This is a genomic window from Pedobacter sp. 22163, assembly GCF_052045595.1.
Classification (GTDB): domain Bacteria; phylum Bacteroidota; class Bacteroidia; order Sphingobacteriales; family Sphingobacteriaceae; genus Pedobacter.
Genome location: NZ_JBQEPM010000001.1, coordinates 802,467 through 826,787, shown reverse-complemented (window position 1 = coordinate 826,787; position 24,321 = coordinate 802,467). Strand labels below are relative to the sequence as shown.

Here is a 24,321-nt window from a genome sequence, read left to right as displayed (position 1 = left end):
GTTTTTTGTTGATCATTAAATTGTAATAATAGCTTTCAAAATATTTGAAAGTTGGTTTTTCAGCTAATAAATTTAGTTATATGAAGATTTAATGTGGATAATTTTTTTACTATAAAACTAAAGTAATTAGTATTTTTGTTTCTGAATATTCCTTTTAACTAAATAAAGCAACATGATCCAGGTGAACGATTTTTTATATGGCAAAATGGAACTGCCAATGGTATTTTCTGATCTGTTAAATACTGATGCTTTAAAAAGGTTAGGCGGAGTTCATCAAAGTGGCGCTATATTTTTGGTTAATCCAGATATCTGCCATTCGCGGTTAGAGCATGCCATAGGGGTTACCATGTTGATCAGGATGCTCGGTGGTTCGGAACTGGAGCAAATTGCGGGCTTGCTACACGATATCTCGCATACCGCTTTTTCTCATGTGGGCGATTATGTTTTCGGCAATACAGACGAAGATTATCATGAAAAGGTTTTCGCCGAAGTTTTATGCAGATCGGAAGTGCCTGATGTGCTGTTAGATTACGGATACAATGTTAACCAGATTCTGTATGGTACATTTGATATTTTAGAGCAGCCATTGCCTGCGCTCTGTGCCGATCGTTTAGACTATACTTTGCGTGACAGTATTCATGGTGGGGTAATTTCCCGTCAGCGAGCCCGCGAATTTTTGACTTCCATTGTGTTGAAGGATGGGAAAATAGCGGTGAACGCAGAAACTGAGGTAGCTTGGATTAATGAAGCTTTTGAAAAACTGAATAATGAAGTGTTTAAACTACCGCTTCATCTTTATGCTAATGGTAAAATGGCCGAATTAATTAAGAAATTTCTGAATAAAGGGCTGTTAGTTGAAAGTGATCTGTTTAAAACAGATACCATGTTGCTAAACAAAATCAGAACTTCTTATGAAGGATATGAAGCCATTAAGTCGATCAAACAGTTAAAAGGTTTTGCCGAATTTATGCGCCATGGGGCGGTGCCAAAGATAAAAACAAGAACTTTGAATGCTTTATTGGTTTAGTGTTTAGGGGTTGATGTTTATCGTCGATTATACTCTTCGTTTTTTCCTCCTGAATCAATAACCAATGGTTATCAATCAATGAACTAATTTATGATCGAAATACAAAAAGATAGGATTGTTACTTATTTTATCATGCTGAAGAACAGTTTGTTGTATGAAAATCAATATAAATAACATAGAAATTCAAAGAGATAGTTCCCCAAGATTTCGTCATTTCGAGCGGCCCCGATAGCTATCTGGGGCAACGCAGTTGAGAACCACGATTGCTCAGCGAAGCTAAATCTGCCAAGATAGACCTCTCTCCCGAAAGTTCGGGATTGCGCTCATAGCTATCGGATCGAGATGAAGATGCTTTTTATTGAAAGTCTGTCAATGGTAACTTGTTTCAAGGGCTTTCCTGCTATAACGAGAATAAAACCAATGGCTAATTGAACCAATCAACCAAACCGTTTCAGAAGAATTAACGTATATTGTGAAAAATATAAAGATATGTCTGCAATAGAAATTATTTTAATAGGGGTTGTTATCCTGCTTATTTTTGGTGGAAAAAAATTGCCGGAATTAATGAGGGGAGTAGGGAGAAGTGTGAAAGAATTTAAGGATGCCAAAGATGAGCCTCCGGTTAAATAATTGCAACAAACAAAACTTTCTGTTAATGGCGCTGTTTTAACTAAAATAAACGCCATTATGGGAAATAAAAAAGAAGATCTGTCTAAATCGAAATCCGATTTTACAGCAGAAAATGCAAAACACCCTGAAAAGGGATTAAATGATTGGAACGACCGCTTAGATGAAAACCTGGAGCCTGAAGCGCATAACGATAGTATTGCAGATGAGAAAGCTAAAAACTTCTCCGCAAAATACGGTAGCGGTGATCAGTCCGATCAGGGTAATAACTGAATATTTATCATATAGCCACTTTTAATAGGTGGCTTTTTTGTTTTGCACGATATTTATTCATCGCTTTCAATTCGATTTTTCTTTAGGCATTAACATCTATATGTGGAACTTTTTTACACTACTCCTTAAGTTTATTACACGAAAGGCAGTTTTTCTGCTTAAAAATTGTTAAAATTCCAGTAATTGTTTTTTCTTGTGATTTGATTAATGGTATATTGCATATCTAATCAAACAAACATGTATAACGTTTTCAAACTAAACTAATAGGTAATGAGCAGGCATTGGATATTGGTTTTGCTTATTTTGCTTTTTGCAACATCTTTGTCTTTTGCTCAAAACACATCAAATAAGGGAAAAGATTTTTTTGTTCCTTATGCAGGGCACATTGACGGTAATAACTCCAGGTTAACGCTGTTTTTATCTGCAGATCAAGCTACCGGATATCAAGTTTATATTGGGGGTATTTTGGTGTCTCCGGTTGGTGCTACTATTCCGGCCAATACCTGTTTGCCATTTGTAATCAACCCAAATGCCTATGCGGTATTAATGGGGAGCTCCAATTTAATAGAGCCAAATAAAGCCATTAACGTAGTAACAACTAAAGCGATATCATTGTATAGTATTATTTCTAACAATGCCCGTACGGGTGGTACTTTAGTGTTGCCAACAAACACACTTGGACAGGAATACTATGCCTTTAGTTATGAAAACCGTGGAAATCAACAAGGTTTTTCCCAATTTACTATTGTAGGAACAGTTGATAATACTGATGTGGAAATAACACCTAAACAAAACGAAAGATATGGAGGGAGAACCGCCAACACAACTTTTACCATTAAGTTAAATAGAGGCGATGTTTATCAATATCAATCAGTTGGTGATTTAACAGGAAGTCACATTAAAGCCTTAAACTGTAATCCTGTAGCCGTATTTACAGGTAATACCTGGGCAGCATTTTGTAATGAAGGTAATAGCCGCAATCCGAGTGGTGGAGATAACCTGTATCAGCAGGTTTTTCCAGTTTCGGCATGGGGAAAAAATTTCGTAACAGCACCTTTTTATAATACCCTTCATGGTAATACTGATATTATGAGGATAATTGTAGCAGACGATAATACGGTTTTAACAGTTAACGGGAGCGCTATAGATGCCAATGGAACTCCTCTTTCTAATCCATATAATAAAGGAGCGGTAGTTACCTTTTTTTCTACTTCAGCAAATGTAATTTCTGGCTCGAAACCAATTGCCGTTGCACAATATCAAACTTCGCAAACTTGTAATCAAAGCAATGGAACCAATACCAATCAAGCACAGTTTCCAGGCGATCCTGAAATAACGGTGCTTAACCCCGTAGAGCAAACATTAAATAATATTACGGTTTTTTCTGATTTGAGATCGGTAGGAGTTCCTACCCAGATTACGAAATACTACCTGAATATAATTATTAAAACAGCAGATATAGCTTCGTTTAGGCTGGATGGTAACCCAGTAAATAATTTTACAACTATTGATAATGTATTTAGCTATGCTGTAATTGATGTAACCAATACACAGCCTCAACACCGGTTATCTGCAGCAGGTGGTTTTTCAGCAATCTCGTATGGTTATGGACCGGTAGAATCTTATGCATACTTAGCTGGAGCAAATATTCAGAACTTTACTTTTCAACCCGCCAGTACGGTTACGGGACAGCCTATTAGCAGTGGTTGTTTAGGAGAACCCATCAGTTTAACTATAAATTTACCTTATCAGGCCATTAAATTAGATTGGGAGATTCAGGGGGCGGCGAGTTTTACAGATGATAATCCGGTGGTATTGAATACGTTTACCAGACCAAATGATAATAATACCTATTACACTTATAAGTACCCTAACGACCTGAATTATCCAAATCCGGGTGACTATCAGTTTAAAGTAACAGCAACTAAACCAAATGCTGATAATTGTGGTAATACAGAAGAATTGATTATCGATTTTTCAGTTGATAACGAGCCTACTGCTGCATTCGAATTACCAGCTACAGGTTGCCAATCTAGCGGTGTTCAATTTACCGATAAAAGTGTCTCAAATTCAAATTCGAGGAGTATTACAGAATGGTTATGGGATTTTGGTGATGGAAAAACATCTACTGAGCAGAACCCTATTCATATTTATGATCGTCCGGGAAATTATAATGTAGTTTTAACCGCTACAACAGATTCGAAATGTTCGGAAACATCTTCGGCATTTCCAATTGTGATCAACCCTCAGCCCATATCCGATTTTGATGTGAAAGGCTTATGTGTAGGCAGACCGATTATTTTGACCGAAAAATCAAACATAGAAAACCCCGGAACTATTGTGAAGTGGAGCTGGGATTTTGGGGATGGAAGCACTCCATCTACTGAACAGCAACCCATTCACCAATACAGTGCCGCAGGTTCTTATATCATTACATTAACTACTGAGAGTGATAAAGGATGTGTGAGTTTAGTGAAATCTAAAACAGTAATTGTAATTGATCCGCAATCTGCTGATTTCGAACTTTCTGATTTTTGTTTGAATGATGGCGTGGCCAGATTTAGAAATATTTCCAAAAATGCAGACGGAAGTACAACAGGTTTAACTTTTGTATGGAAATATACCGATCAAAACAATAATGTAATAGCCACTACAACGGGTGTCGATGGTGCTTTTACGCCTGCTGCCACTGGTAATTATATTGTGCTCTTGACGGTGAAAAATCAGGATGGCTGTGAGTCGTTCGCGTCAAAACCATTTACAGTTAATGGTGATGTTAACGCGGCTGATTTTGAGATTATAAACGACCATAGCTGTGTGAGTGAGGATATCATGATTAAAAATACATCTACTGTATTTACAGGCAAGATCACTAAGATTGAGATTTATCGAGATTTTGGTAGAGAAACTTCTATTTATAAAACAATCCCTTATCCTGATAATAATGAAATTTTTATACTTAAATACGATACTTTTGGAGGCACTACCGACCGAACCTTTACCATCAGGCTTGTGGCTTATTCAGGAGAAAATTGTTCTAAATTTTTAGATCAAACACTTACCTTAAAATCAGTTCCACAATTGGCTTTTGATGATATGGCTCCGGTTTGCGAGGCAGATGGCACCGTTTTAATTACACAGGCCAAACAGAAAGTTGGCGAAGAAATGAATGGACCGCCGGGTGTATATAGTGGCGAGGGCATAAAAGCAGATGGTACCTTTAATCCGAAAATTGCAGGGCTTGGGTCACACATTATCACTTATACATTTACAGGCGATAATGGTTGTCCTAACTCAATAACTAATACAATCGAGGTATATAAATCGCCTGTTGCTGATGCGGGTGCATTGGTTTATATCCTGGCAGGTGGACAGATCGAGATTCCCGCAACTGCTGAAGGTACTAATTTGAAATATAATTGGTCGCCTGCAACAGGTTTGAATAAAACGGATGTATTAAATCCGATTGCCTCGCCAGATAAGGATACAGCGTATACGCTTACAGCAACCACACAGCCTGACGGATGTGCCACAACATCGACGGTATTGGTAAAAGTTTTGCAAGTATTAAATCCACCTAATATCTTTACGCCAAATGGCGATAATGTAAACGATACCTGGATCATTAAATATTTAGAATCTTATCCAAATGCTACCGTCGAAATTTTTAACAGAAATGGAAATAGGGTGTTTTTTAGCACTGGATATAAAATTCCTTTTGATGGAAATTACCAAAATGAACCGCTTCCGGTAGGGGTTTATTATTATATCATAAACCCGCGTAACGGACGAAAAACAATAACAGGACCGCTCACTATAATCAGATAAATTGAAGAAGCTCATCATCATCTTTGCACTTTTTACAACATTTAAGGTTTTTGCACAACAAAAGCCACAGTATACCCAATACATTTTTAATCAGTATCTGTTAAATCCGGCGCTCTCAGGAATTGAAAATTACGTCGATTTTAAAGCCGGTTACCGTAAACAATGGTCGGGGATTACCGATGCGCCTCAAACTTCATTTGTATCGGCACATTGGGCACTGGGCGACAATCAATTGTGGAGTAATGCGCTAACCTCTTTCCCCGAGCAAACAGGTAATCCGATGGATCGTAATTATATGCAAAACTACATGTCGTCGCCATCGCATCATGGAATGGGGGTAACGGCCGTTTTAGATAAAACCGGTCCGATAAAAAGATTGGATGCCAATGTTACTTATGCTTACCATCTTCAATTGAGTAACGATTTTAATTTATCAGCGGGTGTTGCTGCAGGGATTTCGAGTATTTCATTAGATGTAAACTCACTTACTTTCGATACGCCGATAGATCCGATTATGAACAGGGCGCTGACTAACCAGGTGAAACCCGATTTGAATATTGGTTTATGGTTATATGGTGCCAGGATGTTTGCAGGTTTATCTGTACAGCAGATTTTACCACAAAAATTAAGCTTTACAGGCGATAATAGTTATAATTTGGGCAAAGAAGCGCCGCATTATTTTGCTACGGCAGGATATAAATTTTTCTTTGATGATGAAATTGCTGCAGTACCATCGGTAATGGTAAAGTATGTATCGCCTGCACCGGTTTCTGTTGATGTAAACCTGAAACTGGCTTTTAAAGACAAAATCTGGTTAGGGGGGAGTTATCGTAAAGATGATTCGTTTGCGGCAATGGCGGGTTTCAATGTCGGGAAAATGGTAAATTTAACTTATTCGTACGATTTTACCACTTCGCAATTAAATCAGGTAAGTAACGGCAGCCATGAAATTGTATTGGGCCTGTTGCTTAATAATATCTATAAGGTGCCATCGTATATTAAAATGTGGTAATCTGCTGGTGTTCAGATTTCTATAGGTCTTTAGTTTATAGGTCGGAGCGCAAAACCTGTATAAAATAGGAATTTTCTTCCCGTTTTCCGCTTTTACGCTTCACTTCGTCGTGCCTCCTCGCTGCAGGGTAGCGCTGCAACCGGGGCTAAATGGCTAAGGCAGTTTTTCATTTTTGAGGTTGCAGGGTGCACCAACTTTGTGTTTAAACCCGATTGCAATGCAAAGCCCGTAAGCGAGGAACGAGTACGGACTTGGAATGGAAAGCGGGACTGAAGTTGCCAAGCACGCAGAACTGCTCATTTCCAATCGCAATAAACAGAGAGCTTATTTAGGGTTGTTATGCCTTCAGCCTGCAATTGCTAACTGTAAACTAATAACCGCCAACTGATCTAAAGTTCCTTTCTTAATCTTGCTACCGGAATATTCATTTGTTCACGATATTTCGCAACGGTTCTTCTGGCAATGTTATAACCTCTTTCTTTTAGAATTTCGGTTAATTTTTCATCTGCCAAAGGTTTGCGTTTATCTTCGTTGCCAATACAGTCTTCCAATATTTTTTTAACCTCTTTATTCGAAACTTCTTCACCATTTTCGGTTTGTATTGCTTCTGAGAAGAACGATTTTAATAAGAAAGTACCAAATTCAGTCTGCACATATTTAGAGTTTGCCACCCTTGATACGGTTGAAATATCCATATCGATTTTATCGGCAATATCTTTTAAGATCATTGGGCGCATTTTACGCTCATCGGCCGTTAAAAAATATTCATATTGGTAGTGCATAATGGCATTCATCGTTTTTAACAAAGTTTGTTGTCTTTGTTTAATTGCATCGATAAACCATCGTGCAGAATCTAATTTCTGTTTAACAAACTGCACGGCCTCTTTCAGCTTTTTATCTTTTGATGAAGCTTTGTCGTAATGCTCAAACATTTCCTGGTAAGACCTGCTTACCTTTAGTTCTGGAGCATTTTTCGAATTTAGCGTCAAAATCAATACACCATCATTATTACTGATATGGAAATCGGGAATAATCTGCATTTGTTTGGTGGTAACCTGATTGGCATCACCTGGTTTTGGGTTTAAACGCAAAATTTCGTTTACAACCTCTTTAAGTTCTTCACTATCTAAACCTAAACTTTTTTCTAATTTATCGTAATGTTTGCGCGTAAACTCATCCAGATAGTTTTCTACAACATTCATTGCTTTAACTATAATCGGATTGTTTGGGTCTTTCCTTTTTAACTGGATCAACAAACACTCTTTCAGATCTCTTGCACCAATGCCTGGAGGGTCGAAACTTTGAATCAGTTTTAACATTTCCAATACATCCTCCTCCTCAACCATAACATTTTGAGAAAAGGCAAGGTCATCAATCATGGAGCCCAGCGGACGGCGTAAATAACCATCATCATCTAAACTACCGATAATCTGTTTGCCTATAATAAAATCCTGATCGGATAGGGGAATAAGGTCTAATTGTTCCTGTAAACTTTCAAAAAAAGTACTTTCAATGGCAATTGGTGTTTCTTTTTTCTCCTCATCGTCATCACCGTTATTATAGTTGGTACTATAATCATTGGTAGAATCGTCCTGTAAATAATCATCTACATTAAATTCATCCATGCTGGTATCTTCTGATGATTGTTCGTAATCTTCAGGCCCGTCATTCAAATCATCGTATTCACTTTTTGGCTCATCCTGAGTCATTAAACTTGGATCTTCAAGTGCTGGGTTTTCTTCAAGTTCTTCTTTTACACGGGTATCTAAAGCAACGGTTGGCACCTGCAACAGTTTGATAAACTGTATTTGTTGCGGTGATAACTTTTGTAATAATTTTTGTTGTAAGTGTTGCTTAAGCATAGTAAATATAAAAGGATGGGGCAAAAATAAACAATAGATTTCAGATATTCTGCTGAATTGACTTAAATGCTATCGATATGTTTGGTTTTAAAATTATTCCATAAACATTTGTATTGAGTTTAATGTTTGCTACTTTAGTAATAAAAAACTAAAACCTAATGAAATATGGGCATTATAAAAGAATTTAAAGAATTTGCAGTTAAGGGAAATGTACTTGATCTGGCTGTCGGTGTAATCATTGGTGCTGCATTTGGCAAAATTGTTAGCTCTTTGGTTGAAGATATAATCACTCCAGCGGTTTTGGGTCCGGCATTAAAAGCAGCAGGACTAGAAGACTTAAGCAAACTTACCATTGCAGGTACTGCGATAAAATATGGTAATTTCCTTTCTCAGGTTATCACCTTTATTATTGTTGCATTTGTTCTTTTCCTTATTATTAAAGGTGCAAATAACTTGAAGAAAAAAGAAGCTGTTGCTCCCGCTGCTGCTCCTGTACCTACAAAAGAAGAAGTGCTTTTAACCGAAATCAGAGATTTGTTAAAAGCAAAAGCATAATGTACAATAGCCGTCCCAGATGTAAAAAAGGACGGCTTTTTTGTTTTAATAACTTCTTTTTATGCTTGGATCGGTTATGATGATATAATCCCCAAGGTTTTTAAATTTTTCCCAATCTGGGTTCGTAAAGCTTTTATCAGAAAATGACGAAATATTCAGGATTTTTAATTTTGGATTTAATTGTTTGAGTTTTGCAAGTGTCCCCAGTTTTTCATCGCTATGGAAACGCCCATTAAGCTGAAAAACCTTAAAGCCCCTGTTTGTCTTAAGAAACTTATTTATTGACCATGACATGGTCGCATCCCATAAATTTTGCGTCTGGTAAATTTTCATTGAGCCCATGCTGTGGCCACCTAAAGTTTCTGTGAATTTTTCATAATACCTACCTTGAGCTGTATCAATAGGTAAGGATGGTAAAAAATTGAATGATGTTTTTGGAAAATTTTCTAAAACTTTTAGCCCTCCCATGGTAACAGCATTGCTGTAGCGCGTAGCGGCATTTGCAGCAATAACTTTTAGCTTATTTTGTTTGGCGTACTCTATTAAAGGTTTATAATCTTTGTAATTACCCCAGGCTCTGCCTTCTTTAACAAAGTTTTTTTCTGAGATTAATCCTGCTAAATATTCGTCTACCTCAGGTTGTACATCGGTATGGAACATTTCTAAAGACAGTGCGGTTTTTAATGGATACTTTAAATGAAGTTTTTTAAAAAGCTCTGCTTCAAGATAATGACCTATAGAATCATTATGATCTTCGCCAAAGAATAAAACATCAGCCTGGTCCATATCAGTAATAATGTCATCCATTGATATGGATTTCTGTTTTTTTACATCGTAAATCTTATAATGGTTACTTATTTCCTGTGCATATATGCTGGTAGAAATAGCAAAAACAAACATTAATAGGGAAAATTTCATGCCATCAAAATAACAAAATAATTTTCACCGATAAAATAAGCACACTTACCGCCTTTTACCGAGTTCTTGCACCTTGTGTATATTATGATGTGGTGCTTATCAATACTTTTGGGTTATTAAATATGAACACACATGGATAATCTTAATAAAAACGATAACAACCACATTAAAAACTCAGGAAGGGTTTGGAGTGGTTTCATCATAGTCATCATCGGATTTGCATTTCTATTGAATAATATGGGATTAAATATTCCGAGATGGATATTCAGCTGGTCGAATTTTTTAATTGCACTTGGTGTATTTATCGGCGTTCGTCGTAACTTTAAAGGGATAGCCTGGCTAATTTTGATTTTGATCGGCGCTTACAATACCTTAAGTAATATACCGGGGTTAGATCTTGATTTATCTAAATACGCTTTAGGTATTGGTTTGGTTATAGTCGGCGGGTTTTTAATCTTCAGGCCAAAGGATGCTTTTGTGTTTAAGAAAAAACTTAAAGATAAGAACAAAGCCAATTTCAGTTTTGACGAAACTACCGATAAAAAGACAGTAAATAATAATGATGTTATTGAAGTAATGGCCGTTTTTGGGGGAAGTAACCAAACGGTCTACTCTAAAAACTTTCAGGGCGGCGATATCACGGCTGTATTTGGAGGAGCAGATATTGTAATGACTCAGGCTGATTTCCCTGAAACGGTATCGCTTGATGTAACGGCAGTTTTTGGAGGAATTAAATTAATTGTACCACAAAACTGGGCAATAAAATCGAACGTAACGGCATTATTTGGTAGCGTTGAAGATAAAAGATCACATCTAATGCCGGTAGCAGAGATGAAAAAAACATTGATTTTAGATGGGACGGCTTTATTTGGAGGGATCGAAATTAAAAGTTTCTAAACATTTATTATAAACATCGCCTATGAAATGGTTTGCAGTAAATTGTATCTATCAGGTAATTTGTGGTGAGGGAAGACACACGCCCCAGTTTAATGAACAAACGCGTTTAATCCAGGCAGATGGGATTGCGCAGGCTTTAGACAAAGCTAAATTGAATGCTGTACACTTTAACCCTTCTTTTAATAATTGTAACGGCGATAAAGTAGTATGGAAGTTTTTAGGTGTAGGTGGGATATCGGCAGTGGAAGAACTTGCTGATGGTGTAGAAGTAAGTTCCAGGATTGTTGAGCCAAAATCGGTTGCGCAATACCTGGAAAAGCTAGCGCACCGCAATAAATCATTAACTAATCAAAACCATTTTGACAACTAGACCTTTATCCGTTCCGCAAATACAGAAAATATCGCTTACCATTGCAATAGTATGGACGGTGTTGTGTGGTGCAGGATTACATTATGTAGTTAATTTTTCCTGGTGGATATCAATAACCGATAGCTTAACCAATAATTTTTTATTGGCTTTGGCCTGCATTGGTATCAGTAACATGCTTGGGTATTACCAGCCAAAAAATGAGCGGATACTGTACGTACTTATTATCACGCTTGCGCTTACTTTTGTGATTATTTTTGCATCAAAATATGTAGTGCTTTATATTTTTTCAGATTATAAAGAGTATAAGGATTTTTACAATTTCTCTTTTGCCTTCAGAGGTTTAATTTCTTTTATGTGTTTGGCCTGGTGTGCTTTAGCAAACATTTTATGGTATAGATTAGAAGAACAATCAGAAACACACGAAAGACTATCGGCAGCTAAAAGTTTAGCCAAAGAGGCCGAGTTAAATAAGTTAAGGCACCAATTACAGCCACATTTTCTTTTCAATAGCTTAAACTCGGTATTTGCACTTACCATGGTTAATCCGAAAGAGGCAGGCGTAATGATTATGAAATTAGCTTCTTTTCTTCGTGGAACCCTAAAACGTGATGACGAATTGTGGGTTTCGGTCGAAGAAGAAATGGAGTATATCCAATTGTATCTTGATATTGAGAAGGTGAGGTTTAGCCACAGGTTAAATATCGAGGTTAATGTGGCTGAAGATACTTTAAACCTTTGTTTGCCAGGCACTTTATTGCAGCCTATTGTAGAGAATGCTATTAAATTCGGACTTTATAATACCTCGGCAGGCATTACCATCAAGATAGATGTTACCGTTGAGTATAATATTTTACAGCTCCGGGTACAAAATCCTTTTGATCCGGAAATGAAGGCTGCCGGAGGAACAGGATTTGGTTTAAGTGCCATTAAGCGCAGATTATATCTTTTATTTGCAAATACCCATCTGTTGCAAACCGATATTGAGGCAAATAATTTATATATTACCACCCTAAAAATTCCACAAAAAAATGATCAGAACAATACTAATTGATGATGAACCTTTAGCAAGAGATATTGTAAAATATTACCTTTCGGATCATGCAGAAATAGAGATTGTAGCAGAATGTGGTGATGGGTTCGAAGGTTTAAAAGCCATTACCCTGCATAAGCCTGATTTAATTTTTCTGGATATCCAAATGCCTAAAATAAGCGGTTTCGAAATGCTCGAACTGGTTGAAGATAAACCTGCAGTAATTTTTACTACAGCTTTTGATGAATATGCCATTAAAGCTTTTGAGGTTAATGCAGTAGATTATTTGCTTAAACCCATCGATAAATCGCGCTTTGATGCAGCCATTAAAAAACTGCCGAACAAATTAAACCAAACCGAAAATACGGAGGCTGTTTTGGATGCTGCAGCTTTAAGTCCGGCACAAAACAATAGGGTAGTGGTTAAAAAAGATGGTGTAATTAAAATTATTCCTGTTGCCGATATCAACTATTTAGAGGCTGATGATGATTATGTGAAATTAAGTACCGTTGATGGTGCTTTCTATAAGAACAAAACCATGGCTTATTTCGAACAAACGCTCGATGTGAGCCAGTTTATCCGTATCCATAGGTCTTACATCATTAACCTGGCCCAGGTAACCAAAATAGAGCTAAAAGAGAAAGATAGTTATGTGGTGCTGTTAAAATCTGATATCTGGCTGCCGGTAAGTAAAACAGGTTACGTAAAATTGAAGGCCGCGTTGGGTTTGTAAAAAGTAATGTTTTATAATTGGCGTCACCCTGTCCCGAAACTTCGGGATCAGGGGCTTCATTGCAAGAAAGATGTTCGTTCACTAAGTAGTCATTAGCTTTTTTGGAAAGCAATTGAGTGCTAAAATTATTGTTAGCCTGCTCCGTTACAATCTTTTTGCCCTTCGACTACGCTACTATTGACAGACCTCCCTAGAAAGGTCGTCATTGCGAGGCACGAAGACAACCGAACGAAGCGAGTTCATGAATGCCTTTAAAAAACAACTGCAAAAATGAATAATCTTAATGCGCACGCTAGTAGCGATCGTTGTAAGATTGCTTCGTCGGCTGAAAAAGCCTTCTCGCAATGACGACACTTGGAGGGGATTTAATCTCTTAAATTCTCCTGTCATTTATATTGATTTTTATACAATAAATTAACCCTCAGGATGACAATGTTTTTTGTTCATCTTAACTTAATAACATTGCAACGGATAGATTATGGGTGGAAAAAAAATATTTATATTTCGTTCTGTAGGACGTTTGGTGAAACAATAAAACATACAGGCACATATTTTAAATACCCATAGGGCATCTTTTTCAAAAGAATTATTACATTTGCATCAAATAGAAAAAATAATAATTAATCACTCTTGCATTTGTAGAGAAATCGCTTTATATTTGCACCTCTTAATTTTACAATAGATAATATACAGTCATGAAAAGAACATACCAACCTTCGCAAAGAAAGAGAAGAAACAAACACGGCTTCCGCGAAAGAATGGCAACAGCTAACGGCAGACGAGTATTAGCATCACGTCGTGCTAAAGGAAGAAAAAGATTAACGGTTTCTGACGAACGCAAGCATAAAGCATAATTTTTGATTGCTTTTCCGTTAATTCGGGATCGGCAGATCAAAATCTGCAGTTATCAATCAAAAATATATGTACACATTCAGGAAAGAAGAACGGTTATGCAGCAGGAAATATTTAGACCTGTTGTTTAAAAACGGTTCTTCTTTTTTATTATACCCCTTCCGGATTTCTTATCTTTTTGTCGATCAACCAGCTGATGTGCAAGCACAAGTGGTAATCAATGTTCCTAAAAAAAGATATAAACGGGCAGTAGATCGCAACCTGCTCAAGCGCCGCATACGCGAAGCTTATCGCCTTAATAAACAAGATAAATTATACATGCCTTTACCTACCGATAGGGGATTGCTTTTGATTTCTATTCAGTTCGTAGGTAAAGAAAAATATGATTTTGCCTTTATAGAGAAAAAACTGATTGCTACTTTTAAACGCTTTCAAAATTTAATCCAGCCTAATGAAATTCATCAATAAAATTTTCGGATGGTTTTTTTTAGGTTTAATCAAGGTGTATCAATATGCCATTTCGCCAATGCTGGGTGCAAATTGCAGGTTTACGCCAACTTGCTCGCAGTATGGGATAGAAGCCATTAAAAAGTATGGACCCTTTAAAGGTGGTTGGATGGCGCTGAAACGTATTGGCCGTTGTCATCCATGGGGCAAACATGGTCACGATCCTGTTCCGTAGGAGAGTTTATTAGTTCAGTTGTTCATAGCTACATTCGTCATTGCGATGCAGAGGTTGAGCGAGCCGAAGCAATCTTCTAGATTGTTAAGTTGGTTAATTGAAACCAAAAATTCGAGTAAAGATACTTCGACAACGCTCAGGATGACACGCCACGAGGGATAATTGCGCCAGTAATTGCTTAAATCGGTTATTGACTCCAAACTCCAAACTGGTTAAACGGTTAATTGCTTAAATCGGTTAATTGACTCCAAACGCCAAACGCTCAACTCCAAACTTATCTTCTCTTTCATTTTACTTATCTTTGTGCAATGGCTAAAATACTTCAAATAGAAACGGCAACATCAATTTGTTCTGTAGCGCTATCTATCAACGGCGAAACGATTTCATTTAGAGAAGAAAAAGGACAAAACCTGCATGCTGCTAATTTAACCCTGTTTATTGATGAGGTGCTTAAAACGGCAGGCGTAAGTTACCGGGAATTGGATGCTGTTGCGGTAAGTAAAGGCCCAGGGTCTTACACAGGGCTTCGAATTGGTGTTTCTACGGCAAAAGGACTCTGTTATGCACTAGATAAGCCATTAATCGCCATTGAAACGCTGGAGATGATGGCTGCAGGTTTCTTAATGGAAAATCCTGATTATTCTGGTTTAATCTGTCCAATGATCGATGCCCGCCGAATGGAAGTGTATACCTCAATTTTCGATCGTTCTCTAAATGTAATCACGGCAACTGAAGCAAAAATTATTGATGAAACAAGTTTCACTGATTATCTTGCACAGCAAACTGTTACTTTTTTAGGCGATGGGGCAGCCAAGTGTGCTGAAGTTTTAACACACCAAAATGCAAAATTTGATGAGGCCAATTTCAATGCTGCAACATACATGTCGCGGTTGGTTAACAAAGCTTTCAGCAACAGTAAATTTGAAGATGTAGCCTATTTCGAACCTTTTTACCTGAAAGATTTTGTCGTTACGCAATCCAAAAAACAACAAGCACAGGGTTAAGCTGTTTATTTTCTTTTAAAGATCGAAAACAAATTTTTAAAGAAACTCCCGCCTTCATTATCATTTATGCCAGGTATTACATCGGCAAACTGCGGATGGTTAACCACGTTGCCGAATTTAATGCCCACACCCATATAAAAAGAAGCGCCATTTGGGCCACTGCCTACAGTAGCATCATTTTTAATTAGTCCATAAGTTTGGAAGCTGGTAGCCACTAAATTATCGGTACCCATAAACAACTCGAAATTTGGAGTCTGGTATTTCCCTTGTAAACCAACCATAAAAACACCATTTAAGTTATACAATGGGGTAACACTACCAGAAAAATCGTTAGCAATAAAAGTATTTACAAAAGCAATATCTCCACCTTTGTAAAACAGGTTTTTCGAAACGGCTAATCCTGGTTTGTAAAATCCAAAGCGTTTAGATAGATAAACATCCAGTTTGGCATTTGTAGGTGCCAAAAACTTTTTACTCTGCTCCGAAAGCAGAAAAATGTCCTTTATTTCCTGGTTGGTATTAGATTGATCCTCTAGATTTTCAATCACCTTAGATTGATCTATTGTGGTGCGCTGTGTGTTGCTCCGCCACCAAATAAAACCTAAATCTTTAATGTTAGCCATTAAAAACAGTCCTTTTTTAGTGGTGTAATTCGTTCCAAAACTTAATGATAAACCAGGATTTTTAAAGTTGGGAAAGAAGTTTTTCTTGTTTACCTCGTCAAAATCCGAGAAATTGCTCGAGTAGGTACCATTCAGTCCGATCAATAATGCAGAAGCACCTGGATCTATGTATAAATAAGAATCAGCTATATCGAGTTTGTTGTATAATATCCCGCTCAATAAACTGGCTTTTAGCCCAAAAGCAAGTCTTTTGTTCCAGTTTTCCCTGTAGGTAAAGCTAAACTGATGGTAACTTTGCTCATACCCTTTAGAATCGAATATTCCGGTATATTGCTGTCCTTTGTTAAATCTTTCAAAAGAATCGAAAATAGCAAGGCTTTCATTCGTGTAATCGATATGCGCATCAGACCTGATCTGCCAAGAGAACCCCATTTCTTTTTGATACTTATAAGATTTGAAAAGCCTGAATGCAGCTACATAAATATTGCTGTTTTCGAAAAAATGGTTTACTTCTCCAATACCAACCGGTAAACTTCTTGTATCAAAAACACCTTCCTGTGTTAATTTTCTTATCGCAAACTTAGAGCTTCCTTTGTTAATGGCATTTGTTCCAAAATAGGGCAGGAAGAAATTAGAAGAGAATTTTCGTGATGAATCTAAGGTGAAAGATTTTTGAGATGGGTTTTCGAAGGCATCAAACATTGTTTTGGTGCCAAAAAGTGCATATTGTTGCGCATTTGCAACCCCGAAGCTGGCTAATACCAGTAACGCAAGTAAAAGTTTCTTCATGTAAAATAGTTTTCTGGGCTTGTTTCCTTATTAACGGTTACTTAACGAATCTGGTATTTCTGGCTTTAAATATTTGTTTAAAAGCAAGTTAGTGATAAACTTGTTTTTGTCTGCACTCATCTGGTAATAAAAAGTATCGAAACTTTTTAAACCGCTATCGGCCCTCAAATGTTTATAAAACGGAAGCTGAATATTGTTTCTGAAAATATCTGCCGAATTTTTGGTGTTGATGTAATAACTCACATTCGAAGTAGTTGAAATCTGGTTTACTGCATCTAAATATTGCGGGGTCTGTATTAAGAGCCTGTTATGCTTATAATCATTTAAAAATGATTGAACTGTACTCGCATTATTGGCCACAACCAAATTATTATCTACAACGGTATAATATGGCCTGCCAAATTTTTTAAATGGTTCGCCAAAGTAACTATAAAGGATATCAGATGATTTAAAGAGTTTAATGTCTTCATTGTAATCTGCACTTACATCAAGCAACAACTGTTTTACTTTTTCACCATTTGATAATGAAATTGCACCTAGTTTTTCACTAGTGCTTAACTGAAAAAGAATAAATTGATTTTTCGTATAAGCGGTGAATATCGAATTTAAATCTGTTCTGTATTCGTCTTTTACCTTTTTTATTACCGCATTGGTATTGGGAAGTATTTTTGTTTGTTCCTGCCAGCTATTCAACTTTTTGAGCCATTTGTCGTACTCATCATAAGCGTAAAGTGCATAGTTTGCTGTATTATCAGGCAGTATATTTTGGATAGATGTATTTTGTGCAGCGGTATTTTCGAATAGCTTAAGGTAGTTATACTGATCTTTTAACTCTGTATTGCCGCTGAAAAGGATTTTTTCTCTGCTAAAATTATAATTAAGTACGGCAAAACTGTTCTGTTTATTGAAAATTGAAATTTCTCCATTAATGTTACCTGCAATAATATTTTTGAGCAGTAAGGGCGCCTGGTTAAAATTGATATAAACATGGGTGAGCACATTTTTAATTTGACGGTTATTCTCCTTAATGTATTCGGTAAAGGGATTTTCTGTTAAACGTACATTCGCATCATTGATCAGTTTGAGCGATGTTGAAGCTGTTAATACCTGGTCATGAACGCCTAAATAAACCGATAAGCTGTCATTAAGCTTCACTGTGTACAGGTCTTTAGCATTTTCGCTAATTGCTTTTTTTAATTTTAACTGTTCGTAGAATTTTTTGATGTCATTGTCGCGTTGTATCTGTACGGTGATTAAGAAGTTCAGGGTTTTGTTCGAGTCGGGCAATACACTAATATAAACTTGCTGATCTTTCAGGTATTTATTTAGCAGGTTATCGTCGATGATACTTGTTTTTAGTTGTTTTAACAGGTTCATTTTATCCTTTCCTAAAGCCTGTTGGATAAGCTGTTGCCCTTCAATGATGTCGTAAAAACCCTTGTCGTTCTGGAAAGAAAATACCAATGCGGCATTATTGGTTGCCGATTGCAGTGCCAGGTCTTTCGCATCATTATCAATTCCCAATTTCGAAAAATAGACGTAGGCCATAAAGGCTACACCCAAAAATAATGCACTTATTAGAATTACGATTTTTTTCATCTGCTGTGCAACAAATTTAATTTATTACATTGATTAGTGAGAAGTTCTTTGTCAATTTATTAATTTAGCGATTGCTACTAGCAAATAACTATGAATAAACGAATAATCCTTACTGCTTCTTTTTTTGGTGCTGTTGCTGTTTTGCTGGGTGCATTTGGCGCTCATGGCCTAAAGGCCCTAATTGATGGACCATCATTAGAAATTTGGCAAAAAGGTGTTGATTATCAGTTCTATCATACATTTGCACTATTGTACCTTTCTACCTTTGCACGTTATAGAAACAAGCTCATTAATATCGCTTATTTCTGCTTCACATTTGGAATCATCCTTTTTTCAGGGTCGTTATATTTATTGGCTACCCGAAGCATATCACACTTAGGATTTACTGAATTTATTGGTCCAATAACGCCAATTGGTGGACTTTTATTTGTATTGGGATGGATAATGCTCTTTTTTGCGGCATTTAAAGATAAATAATGAATACTTTCGAAAACGATATTTTTGCAGAAAGAGAAACACTTTTTGTTGAAGTTATTTTGCCATTATCTTTGGCGAAAAACTATACTTATCGGGTACCTTTCGATTTAAACGATCAGGTTGCCGTTGGAAAACGTGTGGTTGTTCAATTTGGAAAGCATAAAATTTATACCGCTTTAATCAGTGGCATCAGCACTGTACCACCAACCGTTTATGAAGCAAAATATATTATCGATGTAGTAGATACCGAGCCTGTAATTACACCCATGCAACTTAAATTCTGGACATGGATGACCAATTATTACATGTGTAATGAAGGTGATGTAATGGCGGCTGCTTTGCCTGCAAGTTTAAAACTGGCCAGCGAAACAATCTTGATTCTTCGCGAAGATTACAATGAAGATACCGAACTTACCGATAAGGAAGAAATCATTATCAATGCACTGAAACAGCAACAGAAACTTACTGTTAATGATGTTTCCAAGCTCCTTGGACAGAAAACCGTATATCCGATCATCAATCATTTGCTCGATAAAGAATTGATTCTGGTAGCTGAGGAGGTGGTACAGAAATATAAACCTTTGCTTAAATCGTTCATCATATTAAATGATTTTTATGGCGATGAAGAAAATCTGAAGCAACTTTTTAATGTTTTGGATAGGGCGCCTAAACAATTAGACGCTTTATTGGCTTACCTGAAATTACAAAAATCAAATCTGCCGATCTCAAAAGAACAGCTTTTGGAAGAAAGTAATTGTGGGCCAGCAGCACTAAAAGCTTTAACCGACAAAGATATTTTTGTGGTAATGAAAAGGCCGGTTAGTCGTTTGGCCGCTCACGATGAAGAATTTAGTGTGAATTTCGAACTGAACGAAGGGCAGCAGAAAGCACTAGGCCAGATTAATCAATATTTTGAAGAGAAGGAAGTGGTTTTGTTACATGGTGTGACCGCATCGGGGAAAACACAGGTTTATATCAAGCTGATTGAAAAAATCATTCAAAATACAGATGGTCAGGTATTGTTCTTGCTGCCCGAAATTGCCTTAACGACACAGATTGTAGAACGGATTAAGCGTTATTTTGGAAATTCAATCGGAGTGTACCATTCTAAATTCAACAATAGCGAAAGGGTAGAAATCTGGAATAAAGTGCGGACAGGCGCTTACAAAGTGATTCTTGGTGCTCGCTCAGCCGTTTTTCTTCCATTTCAGGATTTGAAATTAATTGTTGTTGATGAGGAGCACGAACCATCGTACAAACAATATGATCCTGCACCGCGTTACCAGGCAAGAGATGCGGCCATTTATTTAGGTTATCTGCATCAGGCCAAAGTGGTTTTAGGCTCAGCCACACCATCACTTGAGAGTTATTATAATGCATTACAAGGCAAATATGGACTTGTAGAGATGAAAGAGCGTTTCGGTGGTGTTCAGCTTCCCAATCAGCAAGTGGTAAGTATTTCGGAAGAAACGAAGAAAAAAACAATGAGCTCGTATTTTTCGAGTGTATTGATTAAAGATATCGATCTGGCGCTTTCTAAAAAGGAACAGATTGTGTTATTTCAGAACAGAAGAGGGTATGCTACTATTTTGATCTGTGCAACCTGCGGTTATACCCCAAAATGTGTAAATTGCGATGTAAGTTTAACCTATCATAAAAGCAGTGGCAAATTACATTGCCATTATTGTGGCTATCAACAAAGTAGCGTAAATATCTGTCCGGCCTGTGGTTCTGTGCATGTGGAGCAAAAAGGATTTGGTACCGAGCGTATTGAAGAAGAACTCAGGTTACTTTACCCGGAAGTTACCATAGCCCGGTTGGACATGGATAGTACAAGGACAAAAAATGGGCTCCAGCAGATCTTAAACGACTTTCAAGAAAAGAAAACCGATATTTTAATCGGCACACAAATGGTGGCTAAAGGGTTGGACTTCGATAACCTGAACCTCATTGGGGTAATTAATGCTGATACACTTTTAGGTTATCCTGATTTCCGGGCTTACGAAAGGAGTTTCCAGTTGTTGGCACAGGTTGCAGGCAGGGCAGGTAGAAGGGCCGATCAAGGGAATGTCTGCATTCAGACTTACGATGCCGAAAACCGAATTATAAGGCAGGTAGTCAACAACGATTATGAAGGGATGTACAACGACGAAATTGTAGAACGGGAGAAATTTTTGTATCCGCCTTTTTCCAGGATGATATTCTTGTATGTAAAACATAAAGATTCTCATGTACTAGACCATGCGGCATTCACACTGGCCAATATCCTTAAAGGAAAATTTGGTAAACGCGTTTTAGGTCCAGAGCAACCTCTGGTAAGTCGTGTTCGCAATCTTTATATCAAACAGATTATTATCAAAGCAGATAAGCATACTGCCATTCAAAAAGTTAAAGATGCATTAAGAGAAACCCTGACTCAATTTAATGCTACCAAAGAATTTAAAGGCGTTTTTACACAAATAGATGTAGATCCGTATTAGGAATGAGTGAATTATTGAATTATTGAATGAATGAATTTTGAATGATTGAATGGTTTTGTTCATTCTAAGATTCTCTCAATCTCTCATTCAATAAATCTCTCATTCAATAATTCGCTCATTCAATCCTTCTTTCATGTGGATAATGTATCATTCTCTAACTCAGGTAATCATTCACTAATTCAATCATTCTCTCATTTAATCATTGTATCCCCCGTTAAAAAAAGCTAATTTTGAAGCTCATGGCGTATAAATTTGTTGATAATTACCGGGAACGTGGAGCGAGAAAAAAACTGGTTGAGTTGTTAAAATCTCGCGGAATTGAAGATGAAAATGTGTTAACAGCCATAGGTAAAGTCCCACGTCATTTCTTTTTTGATGAAACTTTTTGGAACCAAGCCTACAAAGATATTGCTTTTCCAATAGGTGATGGGCAAACTATATCCCAGCCTTATACGGTTGCTTACCAAAGTGAACTGCTACACATTAAAAAAGGAGATAAGGTACTCGAAATCGGAACGGGTTCAGGCTATCAAACCTGTATTTTAATGGAACTGGGCGCAAATGTTTTTACCATCGAAAGACAAGAGAATATCTACAATAGAACCATTCAGGTTTTACCCGGAATGGGCTACCGGCCTACTTTTTACTGTGGTGATGGCTCGAAAGGAATTGCTGCCCACGCGCCGTACGACAAAATAATCGTTACAGCAGGTGCTCCTTTAGTTCCGGAGATATTATTAAAACAATTAAAAATAGGCGGCATTCTAGTCATTCCTGTAGGTGATGAGAAAACCCAGAAAATGGTTACTGTTATCCGCGTAAGCGAAACCGACTACGAAAAAATTGTGTTGGATACCTTTAGGTTTGTGCCATTGGTTGGCGACCAAGCGTGGTAGTTTAGTTCTCAGCTAGCAGTTAATAGTTTTCAGTCCGGACTGATAACCATTAACTGCCAATAAATGTGCAGTCAGATGTTACCATCTGACTAATAAGTATATTAAGAAAAGATCGGCTATTAGGTGAATAAAGCCCAAAAATAGATTTAGTGTCAGATAGGAATATCTGACACCACGAAAAATAACTCCAAACTAACCTATCTTTTCATCGCTCTATCCAGCTCACGTTTGGTATCTCTATCTTTAATACTGTCGCGTTTGTCGAATTCTTTTTTACCTTGAGCCAGTGCAATTTCTATTTTAGCGAAACCTCTTTCATTGATGAAAATGCGTAATGGAACGATGGTATAACCTTTTTCTTCGCCTTTAAGCTTTAATTTTCTAATTTCTTTCTTCTGCAGTAATAAGGCACGGTCGCGTTTAATGTCGTGATGATAGAAAGAGCTGTGTGAATATTCTGAAACATGAAGGTTGCGCACGTACAGGTTACCGCCAATAAACATGCAAAATGCATCGGTCATATTAGCTTTACCCTGTCTGATTGCTTTTATTTCAGTTCCTAAAAGCGCAATCCCTGCTACGTATTTATCTAAAAGATTGTAGTCGAAATAAGCTCTTTTATTCTTTATGTTGATGTCGTTTTTCAAAATTGTAATAAAGTAATGTTATTGTAATGCCCACAAGTATATAAAATATAAATGCCGGATTGCAAATATCCTAAAAATTGGTGTGATAATTTAGTTTTAATTTTTAATAGTACAGATTAAAGAAGTCAAGTTTGAATAGCAAAATCACTATAAAACTTGACTTCTTTGATATTTGAAAATGCACGGACAGTTCTTTTGGCAGCCTCAGTTCTGCTTTTGCTCCAACAAAAGCAGAAAAAGCTTTTGGTTTCCGCGTCAATCAGGTTTATTTAAGGTGGGTCTGTGCAAGAAAACAGGCCCTTCATTCCACCGACAAATAAGGAAGGCCATGCTTTACAACAGCCCTTTGTTCTCTAAACCCGACAGGAGTGAACATTCCGATCCTTCATCGGAATAAAGCGGATGGCGGGACTGTAGCTGCCATGAAAAACTGACTTTCATTTTCTAATTATAATGCTTGGATTAGAGAGAAATCAAGTTTCTTGGCAATGTGCATATTTAAACTTGACTTCTCTTGGATAAAAAATGTTCATCTGTTTGTAAAAGCTAAGGATATATTATTATGTTCGTATTTATTCGTTTAAGTTTGGACTTTAAATCTCAAAAATGAAATTCAGGAACCTACTTTTAATCTTATTGTTAACCGTTACTTTTCAGGTAGAAGCACAGCAACCTACTTTATTGCCACAATTCACCTTTTACAAACTGGATGGAAAGCCATTTTCAAATAATGATATTAAACAAGGAAAAAAGAACCTTTTTATCTTATTTGATTGTACCTGTGAGCATTGCCAGAGGGAAAGTAAAAACCTGAATACCAATTACGCCAAGTTTAAAGATGTTAATATTTATATGATTACCATGGATGAAGGGTATATCATTCCGCAGTTTTTCAATTCTTACGCCAAGGGTTTAAACACCAAGCCCAACGTACTGGTATTGCAGGATAAAAAACGCATGTTTATCCCAACCTTTTTGCCAAAACAATACCCATCAATGTACTTATATTCTTCAACTGGTAAATTGCTGATGTACCAATCGGGAGATGGTGGCGTAAAAAAGCTAATGACGGTAGTAGGTAAATAATCTTATTTTAGCCACAGATTACACCGATAAACACGGATTTTGATAGCTGTGTTC

The 24,321-nt window shown here is 37.0% G+C and carries 23 protein-coding genes; 18 read left to right on the top strand and 5 right to left on the bottom strand.

From position 1 onward, the window contains the following. Positions 1-172 precede the first annotated feature (172 nt). The 5 genes from ACTJKN_RS03525 (at position 173) to ACTJKN_RS03505 (ending at position 6,767) form a co-directional block, all read left to right on the top strand. The gene (locus tag ACTJKN_RS03525; protein ID WP_440822701.1) at positions 173-1,027 is read left to right on the top strand and encodes an HD domain-containing protein; all 855 of its coding nucleotides are present in this window, start codon (positions 173-175) and stop codon (positions 1,025-1,027) included. Positions 1,028-1,516: 489 nt separating this feature from the next. Continuing rightward, positions 1,517-1,657 (top strand): Sec-independent protein translocase subunit TatA/TatB, encoded by a 141-nt coding sequence (locus tag ACTJKN_RS03520; protein ID WP_440822699.1) that lies wholly within the window; start codon positions 1,517-1,519, stop codon positions 1,655-1,657. Continuing rightward, positions 1,658-1,927 carry a hypothetical protein gene (locus tag ACTJKN_RS03515; protein WP_440822697.1) on the top strand — a complete coding sequence of 90 codons (270 nt, stop codon included), beginning with the start codon at positions 1,658-1,660 and terminating at the stop codon, positions 1,925-1,927. It abuts the gene before it with no gap. Between the two features lie 270 nt (positions 1,928-2,197). Then, positions 2,198-5,755 (top strand): PKD domain-containing protein, encoded by a 3,558-nt coding sequence (locus tag ACTJKN_RS03510; RefSeq protein WP_440822695.1) that lies wholly within the window; start codon positions 2,198-2,200, stop codon positions 5,753-5,755. Position 5,756: 1 nt separating this feature from the next. After that, complete coding sequence (locus ACTJKN_RS03505) at positions 5,757-6,767, top strand: PorP/SprF family type IX secretion system membrane protein (protein ID WP_440822693.1); 1,011 nt, start codon at positions 5,757-5,759, stop codon at positions 6,765-6,767. 389 nt (positions 6,768-7,156) lie between these two features. Here ACTJKN_RS03505 and rpoN read toward each other — a convergent pair whose 3' ends face one another. Continuing rightward, the gene (rpoN, locus tag ACTJKN_RS03500) at positions 7,157-8,629 is read right to left on the bottom strand and encodes an RNA polymerase factor sigma-54 (protein WP_029280404.1); all 1,473 of its coding nucleotides are present in this window, start codon (positions 8,627-8,629) and stop codon (positions 7,157-7,159) included. Positions 8,630-8,794: 165 nt separating this feature from the next. Between rpoN and mscL the strand changes: the two genes are divergently transcribed. Then, complete coding sequence (gene mscL, locus ACTJKN_RS03495; protein WP_440822690.1) at positions 8,795-9,184, top strand: large-conductance mechanosensitive channel protein MscL; 390 nt, start codon at positions 8,795-8,797, stop codon at positions 9,182-9,184. A 45-nt stretch (positions 9,185-9,229) separates the two neighbouring features. On the opposite strand, the gene ACTJKN_RS03490 is transcribed toward mscL, so the two are convergent. Further along, on the bottom strand, positions 9,230-10,102 hold the full coding sequence (locus tag ACTJKN_RS03490; protein WP_440822688.1) for a ChaN family lipoprotein: 873 nt from the start codon (positions 10,100-10,102) through the stop codon (positions 9,230-9,232). 132 nt (positions 10,103-10,234) lie between these two features. On the opposite strand from ACTJKN_RS03490, the gene ACTJKN_RS03485 reads away from it, so the two are divergent. The 8 genes from ACTJKN_RS03485 (at position 10,235) to tsaB (ending at position 15,670) form a co-directional block, all read left to right on the top strand. Then, positions 10,235-10,999 (top strand): LiaF transmembrane domain-containing protein, encoded by a 765-nt coding sequence (locus tag ACTJKN_RS03485; protein WP_440822686.1) that lies wholly within the window; start codon positions 10,235-10,237, stop codon positions 10,997-10,999. A 22-nt stretch (positions 11,000-11,021) separates the two neighbouring features. After that, positions 11,022-11,369: a DUF4288 domain-containing protein gene (locus tag ACTJKN_RS03480; protein WP_440822684.1), complete on the top strand. Its 348-nt coding sequence runs from the start codon at positions 11,022-11,024 to the stop codon at positions 11,367-11,369. Beyond that, a complete protein-coding gene (locus ACTJKN_RS03475) occupies positions 11,359-12,420 on the top strand; it encodes a sensor histidine kinase (RefSeq protein WP_440822682.1) in 1,062 nt (353 codons plus the stop codon). The genes ACTJKN_RS03480 and ACTJKN_RS03475 overlap by 11 nt, the downstream gene beginning before the upstream one ends. Further along, positions 12,398-13,132, top strand: a complete 735-nt coding sequence (locus ACTJKN_RS03470; protein ID WP_029280416.1) for a LytR/AlgR family response regulator transcription factor — start codon at positions 12,398-12,400, stop codon at positions 13,130-13,132. Before ACTJKN_RS03475 ends, ACTJKN_RS03470 begins: the two co-directional genes overlap by 23 nt. Positions 13,133-13,827: 695 nt before the next feature. Then, the gene (rpmH, locus tag ACTJKN_RS03465) at positions 13,828-13,986 is read left to right on the top strand and encodes a 50S ribosomal protein L34 (RefSeq protein WP_010601723.1); all 159 of its coding nucleotides are present in this window, start codon (positions 13,828-13,830) and stop codon (positions 13,984-13,986) included. Positions 13,987-14,053: 67 nt separating this feature from the next. Beyond that, the gene (locus ACTJKN_RS03460; RefSeq protein ID WP_440822679.1) at positions 14,054-14,452 is read left to right on the top strand and encodes a ribonuclease P protein component; all 399 of its coding nucleotides are present in this window, start codon (positions 14,054-14,056) and stop codon (positions 14,450-14,452) included. Continuing rightward, positions 14,436-14,666, top strand: coding sequence for a membrane protein insertion efficiency factor YidD (gene yidD, locus ACTJKN_RS03455; RefSeq protein WP_440822677.1), 231 nt, complete (start codon positions 14,436-14,438; stop codon positions 14,664-14,666). The genes ACTJKN_RS03460 and yidD overlap by 17 nt, the downstream gene beginning before the upstream one ends. Positions 14,667-14,974: 308 nt before the next feature. Continuing rightward, a complete protein-coding gene (gene tsaB, locus ACTJKN_RS03450; protein WP_440822675.1) occupies positions 14,975-15,670 on the top strand; it encodes a tRNA (adenosine(37)-N6)-threonylcarbamoyltransferase complex dimerization subunit type 1 TsaB in 696 nt (231 codons plus the stop codon). Positions 15,671-15,675: 5 nt separating this feature from the next. Here tsaB and ACTJKN_RS03445 read toward each other — a convergent pair whose 3' ends face one another. Both ACTJKN_RS03445 and ACTJKN_RS03440 read right to left on the bottom strand, forming a co-directional pair. After that, positions 15,676-17,082, bottom strand: a complete 1,407-nt coding sequence (locus ACTJKN_RS03445) for a DUF5723 family protein (protein WP_440822673.1) — start codon at positions 17,080-17,082, stop codon at positions 15,676-15,678. A gap of 30 nt (positions 17,083-17,112) precedes the next feature. Continuing rightward, complete coding sequence (locus ACTJKN_RS03440; protein WP_440822671.1) at positions 17,113-18,681, bottom strand: hypothetical protein; 1,569 nt, start codon at positions 18,679-18,681, stop codon at positions 17,113-17,115. 90 nt (positions 18,682-18,771) lie between these two features. Here ACTJKN_RS03440 and ACTJKN_RS03435 point away from each other — a divergent pair, with 90 nt between their 5' ends. From ACTJKN_RS03435 to ACTJKN_RS03425, 3 genes are all read left to right on the top strand, one after another. Further along, the gene (locus ACTJKN_RS03435) at positions 18,772-19,158 is read left to right on the top strand and encodes a DUF423 domain-containing protein (protein WP_029279875.1); all 387 of its coding nucleotides are present in this window, start codon (positions 18,772-18,774) and stop codon (positions 19,156-19,158) included. Next, complete coding sequence (gene priA / locus ACTJKN_RS03430; RefSeq protein WP_440822670.1) at positions 19,158-21,638, top strand: replication restart helicase PriA; 2,481 nt, start codon at positions 19,158-19,160, stop codon at positions 21,636-21,638. Before ACTJKN_RS03435 ends, priA begins: the two co-directional genes overlap by 1 nt. A gap of 239 nt (positions 21,639-21,877) precedes the next feature. After that, the gene (locus ACTJKN_RS03425) at positions 21,878-22,534 is read left to right on the top strand and encodes a protein-L-isoaspartate(D-aspartate) O-methyltransferase (RefSeq protein WP_029279871.1); all 657 of its coding nucleotides are present in this window, start codon (positions 21,878-21,880) and stop codon (positions 22,532-22,534) included. A 197-nt stretch (positions 22,535-22,731) separates the two neighbouring features. Here the strand turns inward: ACTJKN_RS03425 and smpB are convergent, their stop codons facing one another. Then, the gene (gene smpB, locus ACTJKN_RS03420; protein WP_208745894.1) at positions 22,732-23,181 is read right to left on the bottom strand and encodes an SsrA-binding protein; all 450 of its coding nucleotides are present in this window, start codon (positions 23,179-23,181) and stop codon (positions 22,732-22,734) included. 606 nt (positions 23,182-23,787) lie between these two features. On the opposite strand from smpB, the gene ACTJKN_RS03415 reads away from it, so the two are divergent. After that, positions 23,788-24,267, top strand: coding sequence for a TlpA family protein disulfide reductase (locus ACTJKN_RS03415; protein ID WP_440822668.1), 480 nt, complete (start codon positions 23,788-23,790; stop codon positions 24,265-24,267). The last annotated feature ends 54 nt before the right edge of the window (positions 24,268-24,321 follow it).